This is a genomic window from Rubrivirga sp. SAORIC476 (assembly GCF_002283555.1).
GTDB lineage: Bacteria > Bacteroidota > Rhodothermia > Rhodothermales > Rubricoccaceae > Rubrivirga.
The window spans coordinates 933,493-960,431 of record NZ_MVOI01000003.1 but is presented as its reverse complement, the minus strand read 5'-3'; the positions used below and the strand labels follow the sequence as shown (position 1 = coordinate 960,431).

The window sequence follows — 26,939 nt, the reverse complement described above, 5'->3', positions numbered from 1 at the left end:
GCTCACGCCTCCAGACATGGTCAAAAAAGTCCGCCTCGTCGACATCGCCGACCGCCTCGGGCTGACGAAGGTGAGCGTTTCGAAGGCCCTCCGCGACCACAGCGACATCTCGGAGGACACGCGGGCGCTGGTCAAGAAGACAGCTGCCGAGATGGGCTACACGCCCAACCTGGTGGCGCGCTCGCTCTCCTCGAACCGGTCGCACACGCTCGGGGTGGTGGTGCCGAAGATCGCCCACACGTTCTTCTCGTCCGTGATCGAGGCGGTCCAGGAGGAGGCGACCCGGCGCGGCTACGGCATCCTGCTGGCGGTCTCGAGCGAGTCGGCGGCGCTGGAGCGCACCCACATCGAGCGGCTCCTGTCGATGCGCGTGGACGGCCTGCTGGTGTCGGTGTCGCGCGAGGCGCCCGACCTCGGCATCTACGAGCGCGTCCGCCAGCAGGGGGTCCCGCTGGTGTTCTTCGACCGCCAGATCGACGGCCTCGGCTTCGGCAGCGTCACCGTGGACGACCGCGCGGCGGCCCGTCGCGCCGTCGAGCACACGATCGGGCTGGGCTACGACGACATCTACCACATCGCCGGCACCGGGGAGGTGGGCATCGGCCGGGAGCGCCGGGCGGGCTACGAGGACGCCCTGCGCGCCCACGGCCTGCCCGTCCGCGAGGACCGGATCGTGTCGGGCGGGTTCGACGAGTGGTTCGGGTACCGCGCCATGCGGGACTTGCTCGCGGCAGGTGCCGAGCCGAAGGCCGTCTTCGCGGTCTCGCAGCCGGTCGGCATCGGGGTCCACGGCGCGCTCGCCGAGGTGGGCCTGGCCGACGACGTCTACCTCGTCTCGTTCGGCGACGACGCGATCAGCGTGTTCGCCCCGCTCTCGGACGCCTATCTCCGGCAGCCGACGCGCGAGATGGGGCTGCGGGCGGTCGAACTGCTGCTCCGCGAGATCGAGGGCGAGGGGCGGCCGAAGCGCGGCGAGGAGGCCCATGTCGTTCTGGATGTCGACTTCGTGACGGACCATACCGTGCCTACGCTGTAGGCCTGCAGCGTCCCCGTTCGGACCTCCGGCAGGAGAGGTGTGCCCGGTCTGGAGGGCGGTCGAGATGGAAGCCGGGCCCCTTGCGCCGACGCGCAGCGGGTACTATCATTGACTTAACCGGTAAAGTCGCATGCCCACTGACGTCCATCTGCCCCGCCTGGGGCGTTCCGTTTCACCTCCGTTGGAAGCGCTCCCGGAGCGAGTCCTCCAATTCGGCACGGGAGCGCTGCTTCGCGGCCTCCCGGACGCGTTCATCGACGACGCCAACCGCGCCGGATTCGACGCCGGGCGGGTGGTGATGGTCGGCTCGACCGGCAGCGGCCGGACTCAGGTGCTCGGGGACCAGGATGGCCTCTACACGCTCTGCATCCGAGGCCTCCGCGAGGGGGAGCGGGTCGACGAGACCCGCGTGATCGGGTCGGTCTCCCGTGCGGTCGCCGCGTCCGACGACTGGCCCGCGGTCCTCGACCTGGCGCGCAGCCCCGACCTCGCCCTGATCGTCTCCAACACGACCGAGGTGGGCATCGCCGACGACCCCGAGGATCGACCCGATCTCGATCCGCCACGGTCGTTCCCCGGCAAACTGGCCGCCGTGCTGTCCACCCGGGCCGAGTCGGTCGGCTACCGTGGGGGAGACGTGGTCATCCTTCCGTGCGAGCTGATCGACGGCAACGGAGACCGCCTCCGGGAGATCGTCCTCGCGCACGCCGAGCGCTGGCATCTGGACCGCCGCTTTGCCGAGTGGCTCGACCGCTCGGTCACGTTCTGCAACACGCTCGTCGACCGGATCGTGCCGGGCACCCCCGACGATCTGCCCGCGCTGTACGACCGGGTGGGCTACACCGACGACTTACTTACCGTCGCCGAGCCGTACCGCCTCTGGGCCATCGAGGGCGGCGCCGACCTCGCCACGCGCCTCCCGCTGACCGGCCTCGATGGAATCGTCGTCACGGACGACCTGACGCCGTACCGCGAGCGGAAAGTCCGCATCCTGAACGGAGGGCACACAGCCACCGTCCCGACGGCGCTCCTCTGCGGGTTGTCGACGGTCGGCGCGGCGATGGACGACGAGGTGGTGGGGCCTTTCATCCGGCGTCTGATCCGGGACGAGGTCGTGCCCAGCCTCGACATCGACCTGGCGATGGCTGCGGCGTTCGCCGACGACGTGATCGAGCGGTTCGCCAACCCGTTCGTGGACCACGCCCTGCGCGACATCACCTTCCAGCAGACCGCCAAGCTGGGTGTCCGCGTGGCCCCGTCGGTTCGGCGCTACTGGGAGAAGATGGAGGAGGCCCCTCCGCTGCTCTGCGTGGGCGTGGCCGCATTTCTGTCTGCGACCCGTCCGGGCGAGATCCACGGACTCGCGGCCGACGCTGCGGCCGACGACTGGCGCGCGCGGTGGGAGGGCGTCGACCCGACCGACGAGGCGGCGCTGCGCGCGTTCGCCGCTGCCGCGCTTCGCATGTGGGACCTGGAGGTCGTCGCGGAGCCGGTCGCGGATGCGCTGGTCGCCATCGAGCGCGACGGGTGCCGTGCGGTCGTGGCGAGCTGCTTCGACGCATGAGCCGGATCGCTCTCTTGTCACTCTCTGTTTCCGCCCGTGAGGGCGCCCGTCCATGACCCGTCACCAGATCCTCGATGCCGTGCTCGACAGCGGCGCCGTCGCCGTCGTCCGCATGGCCGATTCGAGCCGCCTGGTGCGGCTGGCCGAGGCCCTCGCCGAGGGCGGTGTGACGGCCATCGAGGTCACCATGACCACGCCCGACGCGCTCGCGGTGATCGGCGCGGTGAGCCGCGAACTGGGTGACGCCGTGACCGTGGGCGTGGGCTCCGTGCTCGACGCCGAGACGACGCGCCGGGCTGTCGACGCCGGCGCGCGCTATGTCGTCAGCCCGGTGTTCAAGACCGAGATCATCGACGAGTCCCACCGCCTCGGCGTCCCGGCCATGACGGGTTGCTTCACGCCGACCGAGATCCTCGCTGCCACCGAGGCGGGCGCCGACACCGTCAAGGTGTTCCCGGCCGACGTGCTCGGGATGGCCTTCTTCAAGGGCGTCCTCGCCCCGATGCCGCATCTGAAGCTGATGCCGACCGGCGGCGTCTCGCTGACGAACGCGGGCGACTGGGTCCGCGCCGGTGCCGTCGCCGTCGGCGTGGGCTCGGCGTTGCTCGACAAGCAGGCCATCGCCGACGGCGACTGGGCCACCCTCACCGCGCACGCGCGCACCCTCCGCCAGTCGGTGGAGGACGGCCGCGCGTCGCTCTAACCCATCGACTCCGTACCTCGAATGAAAGTCGTCACCCTCGGCGAGATCATGCTCCGGCTCTCGACGCCGGGCTTCACGCGCTTCGTCCAGTCCCAGTCCTTCGACGTGACCTACGGCGGCGGCGAGGCCAACGTGGCCGTCGCGCTGGCGGGCTACGGGCTGGAGAGCTACTTCGTCTCCAAGCTGCCGACCCACGAGATCGGCCAGTCGGCCGTCAACCACCTGCGGCGCTACGGCGTCTCGGACCGGTTCATCGTGCGCGGCGGCGACCGCGTGGGCATCTACTTCCTGGAGACGGGCGCCAGCCAGCGGCCGAGCAAGGTCATCTACGACCGCGCCGACGCCGCCGTGACGACGCTGACGCCCGACGAAGTCGACCTCGAGGCCGCGATGGAGGGGGCCCGCTGGTTCCACTTCACCGGCATCACGCCCGCGCTCGGCGCGACGGCCCGCCGGACGGTCACCGAGGCGGCCCGGGCCGCGAAGGCCGCGGGCGCGACCGTCTCGTGCGACCTCAACTTCCGCAAGAAGCTGTGGACGACGGACGAGGCGCAGGCCACCATGCGGCCGCTCATGGAGCACGTCGACGTGTGCATCGCGAACGAGGAGGACGCCGACAAGTGCCTCGGGATGACCGCGGGCGCGACCGACGTGCACGGCGCCGAGCTGGACGAGGCGGGCTACGTCGAGCTAGCCAAGAAGCTGAAGCGCGAGTTCGACTTCGAGGCGGTCGCGATCACGCTTCGGGAGTCGTTCTCGGCCAGCCACAACGGCTGGAGCGCCATCCTCCACGACGATAAGGACTGCGCCACGCCGGTCCGCTCGACCCGCTACGACATCCAGATCGTCGACCGTGTCGGCGGGGGCGACTCGTTCGCCTCGGGCCTGATCGCGGGCTTGCTCCAGAAGGACGACACGCGCGACGCGCTCGAGTTCGCCGTGGCGGCGTCGTGCCTCAAGCAGACCATCCCGGGCGACTTCAACCTGGTCACGCGCGCTGAGGTGGACGCCCTCGCCGCGGGCGACGGCTCGGGCCGCGTCCAGCGCTAGTCCTTCTGCTCGGGCGCTCTCATCTTTCCGTTCTCCAGACTTCTTTACCGGTGAAGCTTCTCTCTGCGATCTTGGTGGCCGCTTTGGTGGTCTCCGCTAGTGCCGCCCAGTCGCCCGCCTCGGTGAGCTGGTCGCTGACCTCTGACCTCGCCGTGACCGCGACCTCCGGGGCGGCGGCCGGCTCGGGCACCCAGCAGTCCAACCTGACCTTCCGCGACTTCACCGGCTCGCTCGGCGACGGCACCGCTGGACTGGCGCGCTGGTACACGGGCGACAACTGGCCCGACGAGGACGCGCCCGATCCGGACCGCTACGTCCAGTTCGCGGCGGCGGGCACCGGGGGCGCGGCGCTGACCGTCACGGCCATCGCGCTCACCGTCAACGGCGGCGGGACGGGCAACCTGCGCGCGACGCTGGCCTACGACACCGACCCGTCCTTCGCGACGGCGACGGTCCTGGAGGACGTCGCGGCCTCGCGCGACGTGATCGGGCCGTTCGACTATCCCGTGGACGTGACGGTGCCGGACGGCGACTCGCTCTACGTCCGCGTGTACCCCTACCTGCCGGGCGGCTCCACGTCGTCGGGCAAGTACCTCTTCCTGCGCGACGTGTCGGTCTCGGGCACGGCCGCCAGTGCGGCGACACCCGCGACGGCGACGTGGCTCCTCGACGGCGCGACGACGACGACGGCCACCACGGCGGGCGCCATCGTCGCTCTGGACGAGACCGTCACCAGCGAGTACGTCATCCGCGACTACGCCGGGTCGGAGGGGAGCCAGCGCGTGTACGCGCCGGGTGGGCCGGGCAATGGGCTCGGCTACTGGCCCGACGAGACCGAGGTCAACCTCGCCCGCTACGCTCAGTTCGTGGTCAAGCCGCAGGAGGGGACGACGCTCACGGCCACCGGTCTCGCGCTCCGCCTGGGCAACAGCGGCGGCTCGAATGACCTCCGCGCCAGCGTCCGCGTTTCGGCGGACGGCTTCGCCACCGAGACCGTCCTGGACGAAGCGGCCATGCTGCCCAGTTCCGCGCTGGCGGACGTGGCATACCCGCTCTCCGAGGCCGTCGCCGACGGCGACTCGCTCACGGTCCGGGTTTACCCCTGGCTCATCGGCGGGCGCGACAGCGGCAAGTACTTCAACATCGCGGGGGTCGTCGTGACGGGTGAGACGACCGGCACCCCCATCGTCACCCTCGCGACGGTCAGCACCGACGCGGTCACGTCGATCTCGACGACCTCGGCAGTGAGCGGCGGCACCGTCGCCTCGGACGGGGGGGGAGCCGTGACGGCGCGCGGCGTCGCCTATGGCACCGCGCCAAACCCGACGGTGGCCGACGGCGCGACGGTCGACGGCGACGGCGTCGGCGCGTTCGTGAGCACGCTCGGCGGGCTGGCGCCGGACGTGACCTACTACGTCCGCACCTACGCCACCAACAGCGCGGGCACGGCCTACGGAGACGAACAGACGTTCACGACGCTCGGCGCGCTCTCCGTCCCGACCGTCACGTCGGCCGAGGCGTCGAACGTGCTGGTCACGACGGCGGTGCTCGGGGGCGCGGTCACGTTCGACGGCGGCCTGCCGGTGACCGCGCGCGGCGTCTGTGTCTCGGCCACCGGCACGCCCACGACGGCCGACCTGTGTGCCGAGGCAGGCGAGGGGCTGGGCTCGTTTTCGGCCGAGATCGCAGGGCTGACGCAGGAGACGGCCTACACCGCCCGCGCCTACGCCACCAACGACCAGGGCACGGCCTACGGTGCCGAGGTCACGTTTACGACCGAGGCGCCCGCGCCGCCCATCGAGATCGTCGTTGCCCAGGACGGGAGTGGGGACTACACGACGGTCCAGGCTGCCTTCGACGCCGTGCCCTCGCTCTACACCGGGCCGGTCACGGTCCGCGTCAAGGCGGGGACTTACGCCGAGAAGGTGATCTTGGAGGCGGGCAAGATCAACGTCCACCTGGTCGGCGACGGCGCCGAGAGCACCGTCATCACCTGGGACGACTACTCGGGCAAGGTGGTCGACGGCGTCACGCTGGGCACCTACACCTCCTACACCGCCGCCATCGACGCGGACGACTTCGTCGCGGAGGACATCACGTTCCAGAACACCTACAACGGCTCGCAGGCCGTGGCCCTCCGCGTGCGCGGCGACCGGATGGCGTTCTACGACGTCCAGATGCTGGGCTTCCAGGACACGTACTACACGCACAGCTACGGCCGCATCTACCACCAGAACTGTACCATCGAAGGCACGGTCGACTTCATTTTCGGCCGCTCCATCGCCGTCTTCGACGACTGCGAGATCCGGAGCAAGCGCGACGGCGCGCCCATCACGGCGGCCAACACGGAGCTGGGTTTTGCCTACGGCTACGTCTTCCGCAACGCCACGCTCACGGCCGACGCGGGCGTCGACGGCGGCACGCTCGGCCGCCCGTGGGGGCCGTACGGCCAGACCGTGTTCGTGGACTCCGAGATTGGCGCCCACATCCGCCCGGCCGGGTGGTTGGAGTGGGCGGGCACGCAGAACCACCTGACGGCGATGTACGCCGAGGGCGGCAACACCGGCCCCGGCGCCGACACGAGCGCACGCGTCCCGTGGGCCTCGGTCCTCACGCCCGCCGAGGTGGACGCGCTGACGCTGGAGGCCATCTTTGCCCGCACCTCCGCCGCGACGCCCTACGCGGCCGACTGGCTGCCCGAGGTGCGTGCCAGCACGCCATCGGAGGCCGGGCCGTCGGCCCCGCTCGCCTCGGCGCTCCACACCGTGTTTCCGAACCCCACGCGTGGCACGGCGACGCTCCGCTACGACCTCGCCGAGTCCGGGCCCGCGTCGGTCCGCGTCTACGATGCCGTCGGCCGCCACGTGCTCACGCTGGCCGATGGGCTGCTCGCAGCCGGTGCCCACGAGGCCTCACTCGACGCGTCGCCGCTTCCGGCAGGGGTCTACCTGGTCCGCCTGACGACCGCGACCGCGGCGCATACCCAGTCGCTCGTCGTCGTCCGCTAGCCGTTCGGGAGGCGTGCCGAACCGCGCTGGCCCCGGACATCCTGTTCCACATTCCCCACAGTCCCATGAGACTCTTGCTCCTCCTCGCCGCCGTGCTGGCGGTTCTCCCCGTCTCCGCTCAGGACGCGTCCAGCGTTACCTGGGCGCTCACCGAGGCCGACGGCCTCGGGGTCTCCGAGCAGACCGGAGCCGCCGTCGGCAGCCCGGTCACGTCGGGCGTGCTCGTCGCCCGCGATTACAACGGCACGCTGCAGGACGGGTCCGGCGGCCCGCTCGGGACCTTCCAGCGGTGGTACCTCGACGGCGCTGAATGGCCGGTCGAGAGCGGCCCGGATGCGACGCGCTACGTCCAGTTCGCGGTCTCCGCCCCGGCGGGCGGCTCGCTCACGCTCACCGACATCGACTTCGTGATGAACGCGGGGGGGACGGGCGAGATGGATGCCAGCGTGTTCATCGACACCGATGCGGCGTTCGGCAGCCCGTCGCCGCTGGAGGTGGACATCCAGATCTCGCGCGAGGCTGTCGGGACGTTCAGCTACGACATCAGCGAGACGCTGATGGACGGCGAGACCCTGTACCTCCGCGTGTACCCGTGGCTCGGCGGCGGCAACCCCAGCTCGGGGCGCTACCTGTTTCTCCAGAACATGGTGATCGCGGGCGACGGGTCGATTCCTGAGCCCGAGCCGGCCCGTGGCGTCAACTGGTCGCTCACGGAGACTGACACGACGGCGGTCTCGTCCACCGCAGACGGCCTGGGCGGCGCCCCGGTGCGCAGCTCGGACGTCGTCGTGCGCGACTACACTGGTGTGCTCCGCGACGCGGACGACGCGCCGGGCCCGCTCGGCCCGTTCCAGCGCTGGTGGCGCGGCGACGGCATCCAGTGGCCTGTCGAGTCGGCCATCGACCCGACCCGCTACGTCGAGTTCGCCGCGGGCGCCGACGCCGGCGAGACGTTCTACGTGGACGGCGTGTCGCTCTACGTCCACGGCGGCAGCACGAGCGCGATGGCCGCGAGTGTGTTCTACGCCACCACGCCCGACTTCTCGGACGCGGTCGCGCTGGAGGAGGACTTCCCGGCGGGCGACGGCGACTTCGGCGGCCCGACGCTCCGGGAGTACCCCCTCGATCTCGCGGTCGCGGCGGGCGACTCGATCTACGTCCGCGTGTATCCGTACCTCAGCAGCGGCGACCCGAGCGTCGGGCGGTACCTCCTGCTCCAGGACGTGACCATCTCGGGCACGACCGAGGCCCCGCTCTCGGTCGAGGGCGTGCTCTGGACCTTGAGCGCGTCCGACACGACGGCGGTGAGCGCGACCGGTCCTGACCTCGGCGGCGCGACGGTCCGCGCCTCGCACCTGGAAGTCCGCGACTACGACGGCGACCTCCGGGATGCCGGCGACGCCGTCGGCCCGTACGGCCCGTTCCAGCGCTGGTGGCTGGGTGAGGGCATCCAGTGGCAGGTCGAGACGGCCATCGACCCGACCCGCTACGTCGAGTTCGCCGCAGGCCCGGACCCCGAGTTCGCGTTCCGCGTCGACTCCGTCTCGGTCTACGTCCACGGCGACGGCACGAGTGAGATGGCCGCGAGCGTGTTCTACTCGCTCAACGCCGACTTCTCCGACGCGGTCGCGCTGGAGGAGGACTTCCCGGCAGGCGACGGCGACTTCGGCGGCCCGACGCTCCGCACGTACCCGATCCAGACCGACGTCCTGGAGGGCGACTCGATCTATGTCCGCGTGTACCCCTACCTGGCCGGCGGCAACGCGAGCGCGACGCGCTACCTGCTGCTCCAGGCGATGACGGTCCACGGCACGGCCATCGACCCGGCGATCGTCGCCCGGGACGAGGCCCCCGCCGCGGGGGGCGTGGTGCTCCACCCGAGCGCCCCGAACCCGACCCGGTCCTCGGCCACGCTGCGCTACGACCTCGCCCAGGCGGGGGATGTCGAGATTGCGCTGTTCAACACGCTGGGACAGCGCGTCGCCGTGCTCGCCACCGGCCCCCGGGGCGTTGGCACCCACGACGTCACGGTCCGCGCCGACGGGCTGGCCGCTGGCGTCTACGTCGTTCGCCTGACGGCGGGCGGCACGTCGCAGACCCGCACCCTCACCGTCGTCCGCTGATCCTGTGACCGACCCGACCCTCTCCCGCCGTCAGTTCGCCCGTACGCTCGCGCTCGGCGCGGGCGCCCTGGCCGTCCTCCCCGGCTGCGCCCGCCTCGGCACGTCGGCGGAGGCCGTGGCCGCAGGCCGGGACGCCGCCGCGTGGGACCGCGTGCCCGGCATCCTGGCCCGCATCCAGGCGCCCCGGTTCCCCGACCGCGACGAGCCGGTGACGGCCCATGGGGCGGTCGAGGGGGGAGAGGTCGTCGCCACCGACGCCTTCCGCGGCGCCGTCGAGGCCGTCCACGCCGCTGGCGGCGGGCGCGTCGTGGTGCCGCCGGGCATCTGGCTTACCGGGCCGATCCACCTGCTCTCGAACGTCGAACTCCACGTCTCGGAGGGCGCGACGCTGCGCTTCGTGACGGACCCGGAGGCGTACCTGCCCGCCGTCTACACGCGGTGGGAGGGGGTCGAACTGATGAACTACTCGCCGCTGATCTACGCCGTCGACCAGGAGAACGTGGCCGTGACCGGCGGCGGGACGCTGGACGGGCAGGCGGAAGGCGAGGCGTGGTGGACCTGGAAGGGACCCTGGAAGGACAACCGCCACGGCTGGACGGAGGGGATGCCCCAGCAGCGCGAGGCCCGCGATCGCCTCTTCGCCCAGGCCGAGGCGGGCGTGCCCGTCGAGGAGCGCGTCTACGGGACCGGCGACTACCTGCGGCCCAGCTTCGTCGAGTTCCTACGCTGCCGGAACGTCCTCATCGAGGGCGTGACGGTCGTCCGCTCGCCGATGTGGCTGCTCCACCCGACGCTGTGCACGAACGTGACGGTGCGCGGGGTGACGGCCAACTCGCACGGCCCCAACAACGACGGATGCAACCCCGAGTCCTGCACCGACGTGCTGATCGAGGGCTGCACCTTCGACACCGGCGACGACTGCATCGCGCTCAAGTCCGGCCGCAACGCCGATGGGCGGCGGCTGGCGGCGCCCATCCAGAACGTGGTCGTCCGCGACTGTACGATGCGCGACGGGCATGGCGGCGTGGTCATCGGGAGCGAGATGTCGGGCGGCGCGCGCGACGTGTTCGCCGAGCGCTGCCAGATGGACTCGCCCAACCTGGAGCGCGTCCTGCGCATCAAGACCAACTCCATCCGGGGCGGCGTCGTCGAGGGCGTCTACATGCGCGACGTGACCGCCGGCCAGGTCGCCGACGCCATCGTCCGGATCAACTTCCTCTACGAGGAGGGCGACGCCGGCGACTTCCCGCCGACCGTCCGCGACATCGACGTGCGGCGCGTGACGAGCCAGCGGAGCGAGTACGCCCTCTACCTGATCGGCTACCCCCACGCCCCCATCCGCGACGTCCACCTCGCCGACTGCCGGTTCGCCGGCGTCGAGCAGGGGAGCGTCATCGAACACGTCGAGGGGCTGACCTTCGACGACGTGACCGTCAACGGCACGCGCGTCTCCTAACCGGCGCGCCCTCCCACCATGACCCGCTTTCTCTCTCTTCTCGCCCTGCTGGTGCTGGGCTCGGTCGGCCTGACCGCCTCCGCCCAGCGCTCCTACTTCGTCGCGCCGAACGGGAGCGTGATCGGCTCCGGCACCATCACGTCGCCGATCACCTTCGCCAACGCGCTCTCGCGGGCCGCGGCGGGCGACACGATCTACGTCCGCGGCGGGACCTACACGTCCACGTCCTCCATCCGCATCGACAAGAGCGGGACGGACGGGGCGTACCTCCACATCTGGGCCTACCCCGAGGACACCGAGCCGGCCGTGTTCGACTTCACCGGTGCCGGGCGCGGGTTCGACCTCCGGGGCGACTACGTCCACCTCAAGGGGCTCGTCGCCGAGCGGTCGAACGACAACGGCGTCTACGTCAAGCAGGCGTCCTACACCATCGTCGAGCAGATGGTGTCGCGCTACAACGGCGACTCGGGCATCCAGATGGAGGACGGGTCGGCGTACAACCTGCTGCTCAACAACGACTCGTACGAGAACTACGACCCGGGCAACAACGGCGAGAACGCGGACGGCTTCGCGATCAAGTTCGGCGTCGGGCCGGGCAACGTGCTCCGCGGCAACCGCGCCTGGGCCAACTCCGACGACGGCTACGACTTCTGGAGCCTCGACGATCCCGCCCAGCAGGGCGTCCGGATCGAGGGCAACTGGGCCTTCCACAACGGCTTCAACATCTGGGGCGACCCGGCCTACCGGGGCGACTCGAACGGCTTCAAGCTGGGCAAGGGGAACGGCGCGCACGTGCTGATCCGGAACGTGGCCTGGGACCACTTGGCGCACGGCTTCGACGTGAACGGCAACGCGAGCGGGGTGACCGTCTACCACAACACGGCCTACCTGAACCGGGGCGTCAACTTCAACTTCGACGACGACCCGGCCATCGACGAGCAGGCGCCGCACGTGCTGCGCAACAACGTCTCGCTGGCGGCGAGCGTCCGCATGGACGGCTCGGTGACCGACGAGGCCGCGAACTCGTGGAACTCGTCGGTGGACCGCGCCTCCGCGGCTGACTTCGTCAGCCTCGACGGCACCGGCGCCGACGGCCCCCGCCAGGCGGACGGGAGCCTGCCGGACCTCAACGGCTTCCTGCACCTCGTCGCAGGCAGCGACTTGGTCGACCTCGGCGAGGACGTGGGGCTCCCCTACGCAGGCGCCGCGCCGGACCTGGGCGCCTACGAGTTCGACGGGGGAGGCACGGCCGGGGAGCCAGGCGCCGAGGCGTCGCAGGCGCTGGCCCTTGCCGGCCCCAACCCGATCCGTACCGGCACGCGGGTGGCCGTCACGCTGGACGCGAGCCGCGTCGCCAGGGTGTCCGTCCACGATGTGCTCGGCCGCGAGGTGGCCGTGCTGGCCGACGGTCCGCTCCCCGGCGGCCGGTCGCTGCTGGCCCTCGACGCCGCCGACCTCGCCGGCGGCCTGTACGTCGTCCGGCTGCGGACGGCCGTCTCGCAGTTCTCCCTTCCGATCACCGTCTCCCGATGAGCGACCTGTTTTCCCTTTCTGGCAAGACCGCCCTGGTCACCGGCGCCAGCCGCGGCATCGGGCAGGCCCTCGCCGTCGCCCTCGCCGAGGCGGGCGCGGACGTCGTCTGTGCGTCCACCCGGCGCCGCGGCACCGACGAGACGGCGACCGCCGTCCGCGGGATCGGGCGTCGGGCGTGGCAGGTCGAGGCCGACCTGTCGGATCTCGACGGCCCGCACGCTCTGGCCGACGCGGCGTTCGAGGCCGCGGGCGAGATCCACATCCTGGTCAACAACGCGGGCACGATCCGCCGCCACCCGGCCGTCGCGTTCCCGCTGGAAGACTGGCAGCACGTCGTCCAGACGAACCTCACGGCCGTCTTCCAGCTCTGCCAGCACATCGGCGCGCCGATGCTGGCGCGCGGCGCGGGCAAGATCGTCAACGTGGCGTCGCTGCTGAGTTTCCAGGGCGGCGTGACGGTCCCGGCGTACACGGCCAGCAAGCACGGCGTGGCCGGGCTCACGAAGGCGCTCGCCAACGAGTGGGCCGGGCAGGGCGTGACGGTCAACGCGATCGCGCCGGGCTACATCCGCACCGACAACACGGCCGCGCTGCAGGAGAATGAGACGCGCAACCGCCAGATCCTGGAGCGCATCCCGGCGGGCCGCTGGGGCGAGGCCTCCGACCTCGGCGGCGCGGCCGTTTTCCTCGCCTCGCGCGCCTCCGACTACGTCACCGGCACCGTCGTCACGGTCGACGGCGGCTGGATGGCGCGGTAGCGAAGCCGCTCCGGGCCGGACGACTCTCCACTTCCTCTTTTCCGAACTCCCTCCCCATGTCTCTCCATACCCTTCCCGACGCCGAACGCACGAAGCGCCTCACGACCGCCGAACTGCGAGACCGCTTCCTCGTCCAGGACCTCTTCCAGGACGGCCAGGTCACGTTCCGCTTCGTCGACCTGGACCGCGTCGTCCTGGGCGGCGCCGTGCCGACCGACGGTCCGCTCGACCTCGGCGTGCCGGAGGAACTGGCAGCGGGGTCGTTCACCGAGCGTCGGGAGGTCGGCATCCTCAACATCGGCGGGGCCGGGACGGTGATGGTGGGGGAGGAGACGTACGCCCTCGGCAACCGCGACCTGCTCTACGTCGGGCGCGGCAGCGAGGCGGTCTCGTTCGCCAGCGACGACGCCGCGACCCCGGCGCGCTACTACCTCGTCAGCTACCCGTGTCACGCCGAGCATCCGACCACGCTCATCCGCAAGGCCGAGGCGGAGCTGGAGGAGCTGGGCAGCCAGGCCAAGGCGAACCGCCGCGACCTGTTCAAGTACGTCCGGCCGGGCGGCGTCGAGAGCGGCCAGCTGGTCATGGGCATCACCGAGATCCGGGACGGCAGCGTCTGGAACACGATGCCCGCCCACACCCACGCGCGACGGACGGAGGTCTACCTCTACTTCGACGTCGACCCCGAGGACGTGGTCTTCCACATGATGGGCGAGCCGCAGGAGGTGCGGACGCTGCTGACCCGCGACGGGGAGGCGGTGCTCTCGCCGGGCTGGTCCATCCACGCCGGGGCCGGAACCGGGGCATACACGTTCTGCTGGGCGATGGGCGGCGAGAACCAGGACTTCGGCGACATGCAGTTCGTCGCGATGACCGACCTCCGGTAGGGGCGTCGGATTTGGCTTCGGGAATCCTTGACAAAGCGCTTCCGCCCCTATAGCTTAACCGGTAACTCCAGCCCCGGGGACCCTCCCGGGGCATTCTGCCGATCCTCGCCGGAAGCGCTTCCCTTGCTCATGTGTCTCGCAACGTCTTCCTCCCTCCGCGCGGTTCTCGCTCTCGCGCTGCTGCTGGGAATGGCCTCCGTGGCGGTGGCTCAAGGCACACTCCGAGGCGTCGTGACGGATGCGGCCGAAGGGACCACGCTGCCGGGCGCGAACGTGTTCATCCAGGGAACGTCCCTGGGGGCCGCGACGGGAGTCGAGGGTGAGTACCAGGTCCGGAGCATTCCGGCCGGCGACTACGTCCTGCGGGCCTCATACGTCGGCTACGAGAACCGAGAGATCCCGATCTCCATCGTCGACGGCCAGACAGTCACGCTGGACATCGAACTGTCGCCGAGCGGAGTCCTCGGCGAAGTGGTGGTGTCGGGTCAGCTGGAAGGGCAGCGGGCCGCGATCAACCAGCAGCTCTCGTCCAACACGATCGTCAACGTGGTGTCGGAGGCGAAAATCCAAGAGCTGCCGGACGCCAACGCGGCCGAGTCCATCGGACGGCTTCCGGGCGTCTCCGTGCAGCGCTCCGGCGGCGAGGCCAGCCAGATCACCCTGCGCGGCCTGAGCGGCGCGTTCACGAACGTGACCGTCGACGGCGTCAAGCTGTCGCCCACCGACGCGGCCAGCCGGAGCGTGGACCTGAGCACGATCTCGCAGGGCTCGCTGGCGGGCATCGAACTCTACAAGGCCCTCACGCCCGACCGCGACGGCGACGCCATCGCGGGCAGCGTCAACCTCGTCACGCGCCGGGCACCCCGCTCGCGCGAGGTGCGGGTCGACGTGCTCGGCAGCTACAACGAACTCGCCGCCGACGCCTCCCAGTACGACGCTGACTTCCGCTACGGCGAGCGGTTCATCGGCGGCCTGCTCGGCGTCCAGCTGTCGGGCAACCTCGAGCGCCGCAATCGGAGCCGCGAGGAGTATGACCCCAGCTACGACTGCAGCTTCAACGACTTCACGGTCTGCCAGATCGACGACCTCCAGCTCGACTACACCGCGGAAACGCGGGAGCGGCAGGGCGCCGGCCTCATTCTGGACCTCAACACCCCGGATGGCGGCTTCCTCAAGCTGAGCGGGCTCTACAACCAGACCTCGCGCAACTTCATCACCTACGGCCGGAACTACCCGACGACCGGGGACCTGCTGCTCTACACGGTCCGCGACCGGGATCAGACAATCCGGGTGTTCACAGGGGCCTTGGCGGGTGAGAACAACCTGCTGGGCCTGAAGGCCAACTGGGGCACCTCGTACTCGCGGTCGGGATCGGACTTCCCGTTCGACTACCAGCTCTCGTTCACCGAGCCCTCCACGACGGACGCCGACGGCAACCCGGAGTCGGGCATCGCGCCGGTGCCCACCGACGTCCGCCGGGGCGAGCTGGAGGGGATCATCCCGTACGCGCTCAACAACCTCGACAAGTCGTACCTGTACTCGGCGTTCGCGAGCGACGAGCAGAGCTCGGACAGCGATCTCGGCGCGTTCCTCGACCTGGAGCGGACGTTCTCCCTCGGCACCGGCGCGAGCTGGGCGCTGAAGGTGGGCGGCAAGTACCGCAGCAAGAGCCGCAGCCGGGACCGCAGTCAGCTGTTCTCGCCCTACTACAACGAGCCCTTCCCGCGCTTCGTCCAGCAGCCCGACGGGACGATCGTGCCGAAGGACTTCTCGGGTTCGTCCTTCGAGGACCTGGAGCTGTTCAACAACCGGCTGATCCTGGCGAGCAACTTCGTCGCGTCGAGCGACCTCAACCGGGACCTGTTCGGGCGGTTCACGCTGGCGCCCGTCTTCGACCGGGACCTGCTCCGGGAGTGGTACGAGTACAACCTGACCGGCTTCACCGATCAGGCCGGGACCAACCCCGAGTACGAGCTCAACCGCGAGCCCGAGGCGGACTTCTACGACATCACCGAGCGGGTCGGCGCGGGCTACCTGATGAGCACCGTCGACCTCGGGCGGCGCGTGACGTGGATCGCCGGTCTGCGCGTCGAGCGCGAGGACAACGACTACGCGAGCAAGTTCGCCCCGACCGGCCTCCAGGGCTTCCCCGTGCCGTCGGGCGCCATCCGCGACACCTCGGCGACCTACGACCAGACGATCTGGCTCCCGAACACCCACCTCAGCCTCCGGCCGACCGACTTCCTGACGGTCCGCCTGGCGGCCTACCGCGCGCTGGCGCGGCCGGACTTCAACAACCGCCTGGCGAACGTGGTGGCCCGGAACAACGGCTTCTTCTTCCCCGGCAACAGCATCACGCTGGGCAACCCGAACCTCCGGAGCGCGACGGCCTGGAACTACGAGATCAACACGTCCTTCTACGGGCCTCGCCTCGGGCTCTTCGGCGTCTCCGCCTTCTACAAGCGGATCGGCGACTACTTCCAGGTGATCAACGGGCTCTCGTACACCGGCAACGCGGTGTTCGACTCGCTGGGCATCGACTACCAGAGCCCCTACGGCAACAGCCGATTCCAGCTCCGGGTGCCGTTCAACTCGGCCCAGCCGACGACGGTGTACGGCGTCGAGGTGGAGCACCAGACGAGCCTCGGGTTCCTGCCCGGCCCGCTGTCCGGGTTCGTGCTGGGGTACAACTTCTCGGTCGTCCGCTCCAGCACGTTCATCCCGCGCGTGCGCATCGAGACCACCTACATCGAGCGCCCCCCGTTCCCGCCGATCGCGCAGGTGGCCTACATCCCGTACGAGGAGGAGCAGAAGCTGCAGGAACAGCCGGACTTCTTCGCCAACGTGTCGCTGGGCTACGACTTCCGCTCGTTCTCGGCGCGGGCCTCGGTGTTCCACCAGGCCGCCTACAACACGTCCTTCGCCGGCTTCACCCGGACCGGGGCGGACAACCTCCGGGGGGGCTACACCCGCGTCGACCTCGCCTTCACGCAGGCCATCGGCGACCGCCTCCGACTCCTCCTCAACGTCAACAACCTGAGCGGCGTCGAGGAGAGCTCGCTCCAGTACCGGCCGTTCCTCGACCGGACGCTGGTCAACAACAGCGAGATCTATGGGACGACGGTCGACTTCGGCCTGCGCCTCGCGCTCTAGACGGTTTCTGCCCGGCCGCCGGGTTCTCTCTCACTGCTTTCCCTCCACCCCATGACCCCGATGCTACGCTCCCTGGCCCTCGCGGCCGCCTTCCTCGTGGCCGGCTCCGCCGCGGCCCAGCAGACCTGTCCGGCCACCCCGGACCTCTGCGTGCTCCAGAACGCCGACCCGATCAACGTCGTCATCAACGGCGACACCACGGCGACCGGCGCCCGGGCCAACCCGGACCGGATCTACCAGCTCCAGCGCGATGTGGTCTACCTGATGGACTCCAACGTCCGCAACACGGGCTACCACCTCCAGATCGTCGGGGCCGACGGCAGCGGCGCGCTGCCGCAGATCTACACCTCGCTCAACGGGACGAGCGGCAACCGCGTCGGCGACGCGTTCTTCCAGGAGGGGGACATCACCTTCCGCAACTTCTCGTTCTCGGGCGTCCTGCCGGAGGACTTCGGGGGTGAACTCCCGAACATGTCGACCACGTTCGTACGCACCGCGGCCTCCGGCTTCGACCTGATCATGGACGGGCTCGTCGTGGTCAACCTGGAGGCGCAGATCGTGCGTGCCCAGTCGGCGCTCCGCAAGATGATCGTGACGAACACGATCTGGGCCAACTCGGGCTGGCTCGGCACCGACGGCACCAACTTCGGCGCCGGCAAGGGCGTCGACCTGCGGGACGGCTCGATCGACTCGCTGATCTTCCGGAACAACACGTTCATCAACTACACCGACCGGATCATCCGGCACCGGTCCAGCACCGGGCCGGTCCAGAACATGGTGTTCGACCACAACACGATCCTGAACGCGGTGTCCTACCACGGCACGCTCGCGCTCGGCCAGGTCGGCAACTCGATCAAGATCACCAACAACCTGTTCTACGACTCGTTCGTGGCCGGGGCCGACACGAGCGACATCGTCCGCCAGTCGGAGTTCGACGAGTCCGGGGAGGTCTACGCCAACGGCAAGGCCAAGATGACCTGGATCCTCTCCGAGCCGAACGAGACCACCGACTGGACGATCTCCAACAACGTCTACGTGGTGTCCCCGGAGGTCCAGGCGTTCTACGACGCCTTCAGCGACGGCGGCGGCGATGACGGCAACCCGGACAACGGCACCGACGGCGACAACGACATCATCGGCGTCGGCCCCCCGCTCACAGACCACATCGCGAGCCGGATCTCGAACCCGACGACGGCCTTCACTCAGATGTCGCTCGACCTGACGAACGCCCCGGACGCCCCCGTCGACATGGTGACGTGGTACCGGACGGAGACGGGCCGCACCAAGGACACGGCCACGTTCGACGTGGCCACGGACGACTACGACCGCCGGACGACGGCCTACTTCCTGACCGACTTCGACCCGTCCTACCCGACCACCTCGCCGGCGTACACGGCGGGCACGAACGGCTGCCCGGTGGGTGACCTGACGTGGTTCCCGGGCGTCGACCAGGCGGCGTGCCTCGCCTCGGCGGACGAGCGCGGCCCGGAGGCCAACCTGCTGGCCATCTCGAACGCGCCGAACCCGTTCCGCACGGGCACGACGCTCCGCTACACGCTCGACCGCGCCGCGGACGTGACGATGACCGTCTATGACGCCCTGGGGCGCCAGGTCGCCACCCTCGTCGACGCCACCGAGGCGGCCGGGGAGCACACCGTCGAGTGGTCCGCCGCGGCCGCCGCGCCGGGCCTCTACGTCGTCCGCCTGCAGGCGGGGGACCAGGTGGGCACCCACCGGATGCTCGTCGTCCGCTAGGTTCGGCGCCAGCCTTCGCTGGCCGTCTGTTTGCGGGCCCCGCTCCACTCGGGGCGGGGCCCGCTTCTTCTTCTGGCCTCACCCGCGCAATGACTTCGGAGCCCCTCGCTCTCCACCCCGACCGGTTCTTCTCGCCCATCCCAGCCGTCCGCGAGATCGCTCGCGAGCTGTACGCCGCCGTCGCCGACCTGCCCCTGGTGTGTCCGCACGGTCACGTACCGCCCGCGCTGCTGGCGGACGACGAGTCGTTCCCGGAGCCCACGGCGCTGCTCATCACGCCGGATCACTACATCTTCCGGATGCTGCGGTCGCAGGGCGTCCGCATGGAGGACATGGGCATCCCGACCCGCGACGGGGCCGCCGTCGAGGCCGACCCCCGCGTGGTCTGGCAGCGGTTCGCGGACCACTACCACCTCTTCCTGGGCACGCCCACCCGGGCGTGGCTGGACCAGACCTTCGCCGAGGTGTTCGGCGTGGACCAGAAGCTCACGGGCGACTCGGCCTCCGAGATCTACGACCACCTCTCCGCGCAACTCGGGCGCCCCGAGTTCCGGCCGCGCGCCCTGTTCGACCGGTTCAACATCGACGTGCTGACGACGACCGACGGGGCGGCGGACTCACTCGACGAGCACCGACGCATCCGGGAGTCGGGCTGGGGCGGGCGGGTGATCCCCTGCTTCCGTCCCGACGCGGTCTTCCGCATCGCGTCTCCCGAGTGGCGAGGCGAGCTCGACCGGCTGGCCGACGCTACTGGGACCGAGATCGGGTCCTACGCGACCCTGATCCGCGTGCTGGAGGAGCGGCGGGCGTTCTTCCAGTCGATGGGCGCGACCTCGACGGACCACGCCGTCGTGGTGCCGTACACGCACCGCCTCCCGGACGTCGAGGCGAACCACCTGCTCCAGCGCGCCCTCGCGGGCACAGCGACCGAGGAGGACCAGGGGGCCTTCGAGGCGCACATGCTGATGGAGATGGCCCGGATGAGCACCGAGGACGGCCTCGTGATGCAACTCCACCCGGGCGCGCTCCGCGACCACAACGCCGAGGTGTTCGAGCGCTTCGGGCGGGACATGGGCGGCGACATCCCGGTGGCGACCGAGTACACGCACAACCTGCGGGAACTGCTCAACGCCTACGGCAGCGACCCCCGGCTGACACTCGTCGTGTTCACGCTCGACGAGACGGCGTACGCCCGCGAACTGGCGCCGCTGGCGGGGCACTACCCCGCGATGCGCCTCGGCCCCGCGTGGTGGTTCCACGACTCCATCGAGGGGATGCGGCGCTACCGCACCCAGACCACCGAGACGGCGGGGATCTACAACACGGTCGGCTTCAACGACGACACGCGGGCCTTCCTGTCGATCCCCGCCCGCCACGACCTCTCGCGCCGCGTCGACGCTGACTTCCTGGCCGGACTGGTCGCGGAGCACCGCGTCGATGAGGCGGACGCGCACCGCATGATCCACGCGCTGGCCGTCGGCCTGGTCCGCGACACCTACAACCTGGGGGACGACGCCTCGGCGGTCGTCGGGGATGGCGTCGCGGTCAACGGACGGGCCGGCGAGTGATGAAGTCCTCCCCCCTCGACTCGCCGCGGACGGTCCTCGAAGGGCTTGGGTGGACAGTGGTTCTGCTGGGCTCGCTCCTGCTCGCCGCGTGGGCGTCGACCGCCGCCGCGCAGCCGATTCCCGCGTTCCCCGGCGCGGAGGGCTACGGGATGTGGACGGTCGGCGGACGCGGGGGGGAGGTGGCGCTCGTCACCACGCTGGCCGACTACGGCGAGGGGGAGGAGCCCATCGCGGGGTCGTTCCGTGCGGCCGTCGAGGCGGAGGGGCCGCGGACGGTCGTCTTCCGGGTCGCGGGCGCCATCGAGCTGGTCCGCTCGCTGGACATCCGGAACGGGTTTCTGACCGTCGCCGGGCAGTCGGCTCCCGGCGACGGCGTCGTGCTCACGGGCCACGGGATCGAGGTGAACGCGCCCGAGGTGATCCTGCGCCACCTCCGCGTGCGGCCGGGCGACACCGCGAACGAGGAGCAGGACGCCATCAACGTGCGGAACGGGCCGGCCATCATCGACCACTGCTCGGTGAGCTGGGCGACGGACGAGACGTTGAGCATCGTCGGCCGCGCGACGGCCGTGACGGTGCAGCACTGCCTGATCGCCGAGAGCCTCAACCGGTCGGTCCACCACAAGGGCGCGCATGGCTACGGCACGCTGATCACGGCGACCGGCGAGGCGACCATCCACCACTCGGTCTACGCCTTCCACGAGAGCCGCAATCCGCGCCCGAAGGACGTCCGCCTCGACTTCCGCCACAACCTCGTCACGGGGTGGGGCGACCAGCCGGGCTACACCTACGCCGACTTCCTTGAGATGAACCACGTCGGCGTGGTGACCCAGCCGCTGGTCTACTCGAACACGCCGACATGCGCCTTCAACGTGGGCGGCACGAATGCGCGGATCTACTCGGCTGACTTCCTCCACCTCGGCGCCGAGGCGGGCCCGGCCGACGGGCTGTGTGGCTCGCGCGGGGTGAACCAGGACGACATCGCGCGCACGGTCCGCGTGGCCGTGCCGTTCCCCGCCCCGGCCGTGACGCCGACGCCCGCCGCCGACCTCAAGGCAGCGCTGATCGCAGACGTCGGCGCGATGCGGCCGGTGCGCGACGCCGTGGACCGGCGCGTGCTCGGGCTGATCGAGAGGGGAGAGGGGGCGCTCATCGACTCCCAGGACGACGTCGGCGGGTACCCCGTCTACGCCCCGGCCGAGCCGCCGGCCGACGCCGACGCGGACGGGATGCCGGACGCCTGGGAGACCGCCCACGGCCTCGACCCGGCCGACGGCTCCGACCACCGCGCCGACCTCGACGGCGACGGCTACACCAACCTGGAGGAGTGGCTCAACGAGACCGATCCGCGCGCGCCGTTCCCCTGGGTCGCCCCGCCGACGGTCTCCGTCGCCCCCGGCACGCCGTTCACCGACTCGCTCGTCGTCTCTCTCGACGGCGGAGGCCACCCGGTCCGCGTCACCACCGACGGGACGGAGCCGACGGCCGCTTCTCCGCTCGCCGACGGCTCGATCACGCTGACGGCCACGACCCACCTCCGCGCCCGCATCGTGGGCGACGGGATCGAGACGACCTCCGCCGTCGCCCTCTACCCGCGTCTCGACTGGCAGCCGGCGGCGTCCGCCTCGAGCGAGCGTCGGGCCGGGCTGGCGGCGACTGTCTACCTCGCCGAGGACTGGGACGAGGGCGTCCAGCCAGAGGACCTCGACCCCGCCGGGCGCGGCATCGAGTCGGACGTGCAGGCCGTGCTGGCCCGGCCGGACGCCGGGCACGCCGTCCTGCTCGACGGCTGGCTGGAGGTCCCTGCCGACGGCCTCTACACGTTCTGGTTTTCCGACCACCCCCGGTCACGCTTGCTCATCGACGGCGTGCCGGTCTCGCCCGGGATGCCGTCCGGCGAGCGCCCGGCGCGGCTCGCGCTCCGGGCGGGTCTCCACCGGATCGGCGTCCGCAGCCTGCACGAGCACCCCGAGCGCGACCCCTCGCTGACCTGGGCCGGCCCCGGCTTCGAGCGCGAGCCCCTGCCCGCACACCGACTCACCCACGACTGACCCCGCCATGCGTCCCCTCCGCTCTCTCGTCCTCGTCCTCGTCCTCGCAGGGTGCTCCGCCGTCCCAGAGGCCCAGGTGCCCCAGGACGGCCCGCCGCCGCAGACCGGCCGGCCGTGGTCGGTCCGCATGGCCGATGCCGTGATGCAGCGCCGCCCCATCGTCCGCGAGCGGTGGGACTACGAGACCGGGACGGTCTTGCGCGGCATCGAGGAGCTGTGGGCGGAGAGCGGCAACGATCGCTACTTCGACTACATCCGGCGCAACCTCAACGAGTACATCCAGCCCGACGGCTCCATCCGGACCTACCCGCTGGAGGACTACAACCTGGACAACATCAACACGGGTAAGTTGCTCTTCCTCGCCGACGCGGAGACGGACGACCCGCGCTACCGCGCCGCCGCCGACCTGCTCTGGAGCCAGCTCCAGGACCAGCCGACGACCAGCGAGGGCGGCTACTGGCACAAGCAGCGCTACCCGTACCAGATGTGGCTGGACGGCCTCTACATGGCCGAGCCTTTCGCGGCGCGCTACGCGATCGAGTGGGGCGACGAGGCGGACCGGGAGGAGGCGCTCGACCACATCGCGCGGCAGTACCTCCTCGCGGCGCGCTACATGCGGGACCCCGCGACGGGCCTGTACTACCACGGCTGGGACGAGGCGAAGGAGCAGGTCTGGGCCGACCCCGTCTCGGGCCTCTCCCAAAACTTCTGGGGCCGCGCGATGGGCTGGTACGCCATGGCGCTCGTGGACGTACTCGACTACTTCCCGGAGGATCACCGAGACCACGAGGCGCTCGTCCGCCTCTTCCAGCAGTACGCCGAGGCGGTCGTCGGCGTGCAGGACCCGGTGACGGGCGTCTGGTACCAGGTCCTCGACCTGCCGACGCGGGAGGGCAACTACCTGGAGTCCTCGGCCTCGGCCATGTTCACCTACGCGCTGCTGAAGGGCGTGCGGAAGGGTTGGCTGCCGCGCTCGACGTTCCTCGCCCCGGGCGTGCGCGCCTACCGCGGCCTCGTCCACGAGTTCGTCCGGATGGGCGACGACGGGCTGCCGAGCGTGACCCAGGTGGTCAGCGTGGCCGGGCTCGGCGGCGACAACGACCGCGACGGAACGGTCGAGTACTACCTCTCCGAGCCCGTCGTCGCGGACGACCCCAAGGTCGTCGGCCCATTCATTCTGGCGAGCATCGAGTTTGAGATGCTCGGCCTCCCGCTCCGCTAGCCCGATGCGCACGCTCCTTCTCGCCCTGCTGGCGCTCGCCGCGCCCGGCGCGCTCGCCCAGTCCGCCGTCACCGTGACGGTCGCCAACCCGCTCGACCTGGCCCGCCCGGACGCCGTCGCCGAGGTGCCGTGGGCCACTCTCGCCGCCGCGCTCCCCGGCCTCGGCCCCGACGCGGTCCGGGTGGTCGATCCGGCCACCGAGGCCGAGGTGGTCAGCCAGCCGCTCGACCTGGACGCCGACGGGACGCCGGAGCACCTGCTCATCCTGACCGGCCTGTGGCCGAACGAGACGCGCGCGTTCCGGGTCGAGGCCGTCGCGCCGGACTCCGCGTACGCGCCCCGCGTCCACGCCATGCACGACGACTACCGCGACGACATGGCCTGGGAGAGCGACCGGATCGCGTGGCGGACCTACGGCAAGGGGCTCTGGGAGGCCGACGAGTTCCAGCCGCTCGTCTCGTCCGGCATCGACGTGTGGCCGAAGCGCACGCGCGACCTGATCACGGAGCGCTGGTACGAAAAGGGCCACGACGCCTACCACGTCGACTCGGGCGAGGGCGCCGACTTCTACTCGGTCGGCACGACGCTGGGCGCGGGCGGCACCGGCGTCTGGGCCGACGGCGACCTCGTCCGCCCGGAGAACTTCGACGATTGGCGCATCCTGGCCGACGGCCCCATCCGCGCCGTCTTCGAGATGGACTACCAGCCGTTCGATGCGGGCGGCCAGCGGGTCGCGGAGCGGAAGCGCATCACCATCGACGCCGGGCGGCACCTCTACCGCCAGGAGAGCACCTACACCGCCGACGGCCCGGTCCCGGCCGTGGTCGGGCTCGTGGACCGCCCCGAGGGCGTCGTCGCCTCCACGCGCGACGGGGCCGACTGGACGTGGCTCGCACTGTGGGGGCCGGTCGAGCGCAAGAACGGCGGCCACGGCGAGCTGGGGACGGCCGTGATGGTCCCCTCAGCCGCGCTCGGCCGCATCGCCCGTGAGGGACGGCATTACCTCGCCACCGTCGACGCCACGCCCGGCGTGCCGGTCGTCTCGTACGTCGGCGCCGGGTGGACCGCCAGCGGCGATGTGGACGCCGTCGGCGACTGGTGGGCGCTCCTCGACGCCGAGGCCGCCCGCCTCGGCGCGCCCATCGTCGTGACCGTCGGCGAGTAGCCCCGTCCGCCTCGCCGCCGAGGCGGGCCCCTCCGATCCGTTCGCCCATGCCCGTGCTCTCCCGTTTCTCCGGCCTCGCGCTGATCGTCCTGCTGGCGGGCTTCGTGCTCGCGCCCCGACCGGTCCACGTCTTCGTCGCGGGCGACTCGACGGCGGCCGAGAAGCGCGCCGATCGCCGACCAGAGACCGGGTGGGCCGAACATCTCCAGTCGTACTTCGACACCGATGACGTGCGCGTCGTCAACCTCGCACGCAACGGGCGCAGCACGCGGACCTTCATCGAGGAGGGGCGCTGGGACGCGCTGCTGGAGGAGGTCCGGCCCGGCGACGTCGTGCTCATCCAGTTCGGCCACAACGACCAGTCGGAGAGCAAGCTGGACCGTTACACGCCGCCCGTCGCGTTTCAGGGCAACCTCCGCCGCTTCGTCGCCGACGTGCGGCACCTCGACGCGACGCCGGTGCTGCTGACGCCCATCGTCCGCCGCCGCTTCGACGAGGCGGGCCAGTTCTACGACGTGCACGGCCCGTATCCGGACCTGACGCGGGCCGTCGCCGACGAGACGGGCGCGCCGCTGGTCGACATGCACCGGGCGAGTGAGGCGACGCTCCGGGCGTGGGGGGCGGAGGGGTCCAAGGATCTCTTTCTCATCCTCGCCCCCGGCGAGTCACCCAACTACCCGGACGGCCTGGACGACAACACGCACGTCTCGCCGCTCGGCGCGTCGGTCATAGCGCGGCTCGCGGCGGAGGGCCTCCGCGACGCCGGGCTCCGCGTCGCCGAGCACCTGCTGCTCCCCGAGCCGCCCGCGTTCGACGCCGTCGTCGACGCCTCCCACTCGGCCGGCGACGGGGCCGAGATCGATGGGGTCCCACGGTTCGCGTCCGTGACCGCCGCCCTGGCCTCGGCCCCCGTCGAGCGCGACGGTCCGTACCGGATCTGGATCCGCGACGGGCGCTACCACGAGAAGCTGGTCGTCACTGCGCCAGACGTCCACCTCGTCGGCGAGAGCCGCGATGGGACGGTGCTGACGTTCGACGACGCTGGCGGTACGCTCGGGGCGGACGGGCAGGCGGTGGGGACATTGAGGAGCGCGACCGTCCGCGTGTCGGCCCCTGGCTTCCGTGCCGAGACGCTCACCATCGAGAACGCCTTCGACTACCCCGCCAACGAGGCCAAGCCTGATGGGGACCCGACCAAGCTCGGCAGCCCCCAGGGCGTCGCGCTCACCCTCGACGCCGGGAGCGACCGGACCGTCCTCTCGGAGGTCGCCCTCATCGGCTACCAGGACACGTTCTTCCCCGACACGGGCCGGACGTACGTGTGGCGCTCACGCATCGCGGGGCACGTCGACTTCATCTTCGGCGGCGGGCAGGTGGTGTTCGACGAGTGCGTGATCGTGTCGCGCGACCGCGCCGACAAGAACCCGACCGGCTACGTCACCGCGCCGAGCACCCGCGCGAGCCTTCCGTTCGGCTTTCTGTTCGTCGACGCCCGCTTCGAGAAGGAGCCCGGCGTCCTCGCCGGGTCGGTCCGCCTCGGTCGTCCGTGGCACCCTGGCAATGACCCGACGGCCAACGGCAGCGCCGTGTTCGTCCGCTCCTTCATGGACGACCACGTCGGGGAGGACGGCTACGCACCGATCTCGGGCCGGAGTCCAGACGGCGAGCGGATCTGGTACGACCTGGAGCCCACCTCGCGCTTCTTCGAGACGGAGACCACCGGTCCCGGCGCGCACGTCGGTCCCCGACGCCCGCAGTTGCTGCCCGAGGCGGCGGCCGCGTACACGCCGGACCGCGTCCTCGGCGGCTGGCGCCCGGCGCGGTCCCTCTACGGCTCGCCGACGAGGGAGGGCTCAGGAGTCGAGGACTGAGTCGGGGAGGGGCGGCAGCCCACATCGCGACGATGC

At 70.9% G+C, this 26,939-nt stretch carries 17 protein-coding genes; all 17 read left to right on the top strand.

Annotation, left to right across the window (positions count from 1 at the left end):
• Window positions 1-16: 16 nt before the first annotated feature.
• Complete coding sequence (locus tag B1759_RS05835) at window positions 17-1,036, top strand: LacI family DNA-binding transcriptional regulator (protein WP_095514089.1); 1,020 nt, start codon at window positions 17-19, stop codon at window positions 1,034-1,036.
• Window positions 1,037-1,166: 130 nt separating this feature from the next.
• Window positions 1,167-2,600 (top strand): tagaturonate reductase, encoded by a 1,434-nt coding sequence (locus B1759_RS05830; protein ID WP_095514088.1) that lies wholly within the window; start codon window positions 1,167-1,169, stop codon window positions 2,598-2,600.
• Between the two features lie 52 nt (window positions 2,601-2,652).
• On the top strand, window positions 2,653-3,303 hold the full coding sequence (locus tag B1759_RS05825; protein ID WP_095514087.1) for a bifunctional 4-hydroxy-2-oxoglutarate aldolase/2-dehydro-3-deoxy-phosphogluconate aldolase: 651 nt from the start codon (window positions 2,653-2,655) through the stop codon (window positions 3,301-3,303).
• Window positions 3,304-3,324: 21 nt separating this feature from the next.
• Window positions 3,325-4,353, top strand: coding sequence for a sugar kinase (locus B1759_RS05820; protein WP_095514086.1), 1,029 nt, complete (start codon window positions 3,325-3,327; stop codon window positions 4,351-4,353).
• 50 nt (window positions 4,354-4,403) lie between these two features.
• Complete coding sequence (locus B1759_RS05815; protein ID WP_143537277.1) at window positions 4,404-7,361, top strand: pectinesterase family protein; 2,958 nt, start codon at window positions 4,404-4,406, stop codon at window positions 7,359-7,361.
• A gap of 65 nt (window positions 7,362-7,426) precedes the next feature.
• Entirely contained in the window at window positions 7,427-9,484 is a 2,058-nt protein-coding gene (locus B1759_RS05810) for a T9SS type A sorting domain-containing protein (protein ID WP_095514084.1), read from the top strand.
• A 4-nt stretch (window positions 9,485-9,488) separates the two neighbouring features.
• Window positions 9,489-10,940 carry a glycoside hydrolase family 28 protein gene (locus tag B1759_RS05805; RefSeq protein WP_095514083.1) on the top strand — a complete coding sequence of 484 codons (1,452 nt, stop codon included), beginning with the start codon at window positions 9,489-9,491 and terminating at the stop codon, window positions 10,938-10,940.
• Between the two features lie 18 nt (window positions 10,941-10,958).
• Window positions 10,959-12,473, top strand: a complete 1,515-nt coding sequence (locus B1759_RS05800) for a right-handed parallel beta-helix repeat-containing protein (RefSeq protein ID WP_095514082.1) — start codon at window positions 10,959-10,961, stop codon at window positions 12,471-12,473.
• The gene (kduD, locus tag B1759_RS05795; RefSeq protein WP_095514081.1) at window positions 12,470-13,231 is read left to right on the top strand and encodes a 2-dehydro-3-deoxy-D-gluconate 5-dehydrogenase KduD; all 762 of its coding nucleotides are present in this window, start codon (window positions 12,470-12,472) and stop codon (window positions 13,229-13,231) included. The genes B1759_RS05800 and kduD overlap by 4 nt, the downstream gene beginning before the upstream one ends.
• 56 nt (window positions 13,232-13,287) lie before the next feature.
• Window positions 13,288-14,118 carry a 5-dehydro-4-deoxy-D-glucuronate isomerase gene (gene kduI / locus B1759_RS05790; RefSeq protein WP_095514080.1) on the top strand — a complete coding sequence of 277 codons (831 nt, stop codon included), beginning with the start codon at window positions 13,288-13,290 and terminating at the stop codon, window positions 14,116-14,118.
• Window positions 14,119-14,247: 129 nt separating this feature from the next.
• Window positions 14,248-17,271, top strand: coding sequence for a TonB-dependent receptor (locus B1759_RS05785; RefSeq protein ID WP_095514079.1), 3,024 nt, complete (start codon window positions 14,248-14,250; stop codon window positions 17,269-17,271).
• 60 nt (window positions 17,272-17,331) lie between these two features.
• Entirely contained in the window at window positions 17,332-19,026 is a 1,695-nt protein-coding gene (locus tag B1759_RS05780) for a T9SS type A sorting domain-containing protein (protein WP_158225138.1), read from the top strand.
• Window positions 19,027-19,115: 89 nt separating this feature from the next.
• Complete coding sequence (gene uxaC / locus B1759_RS05775; RefSeq protein WP_095514077.1) at window positions 19,116-20,594, top strand: glucuronate isomerase; 1,479 nt, start codon at window positions 19,116-19,118, stop codon at window positions 20,592-20,594.
• On the top strand, window positions 20,594-22,645 hold the full coding sequence (locus B1759_RS05770) for a chitobiase/beta-hexosaminidase C-terminal domain-containing protein (RefSeq protein WP_095514076.1): 2,052 nt from the start codon (window positions 20,594-20,596) through the stop codon (window positions 22,643-22,645). The genes uxaC and B1759_RS05770 overlap by 1 nt, the downstream gene beginning before the upstream one ends.
• A 7-nt stretch (window positions 22,646-22,652) precedes the next feature.
• Window positions 22,653-23,867, top strand: coding sequence for a glycoside hydrolase family 105 protein (locus B1759_RS05765; RefSeq protein WP_095514075.1), 1,215 nt, complete (start codon window positions 22,653-22,655; stop codon window positions 23,865-23,867).
• Window positions 23,868-23,871: 4 nt separating this feature from the next.
• Window positions 23,872-25,032 (top strand): DUF4861 family protein, encoded by a 1,161-nt coding sequence (locus tag B1759_RS05760; protein ID WP_095514074.1) that lies wholly within the window; start codon window positions 23,872-23,874, stop codon window positions 25,030-25,032.
• 47 nt (window positions 25,033-25,079) lie between these two features.
• Entirely contained in the window at window positions 25,080-26,903 is a 1,824-nt protein-coding gene (locus B1759_RS05755; protein ID WP_095514073.1) for a pectinesterase family protein, read from the top strand.
• The last annotated feature ends 36 nt before the right edge of the window (window positions 26,904-26,939 follow it).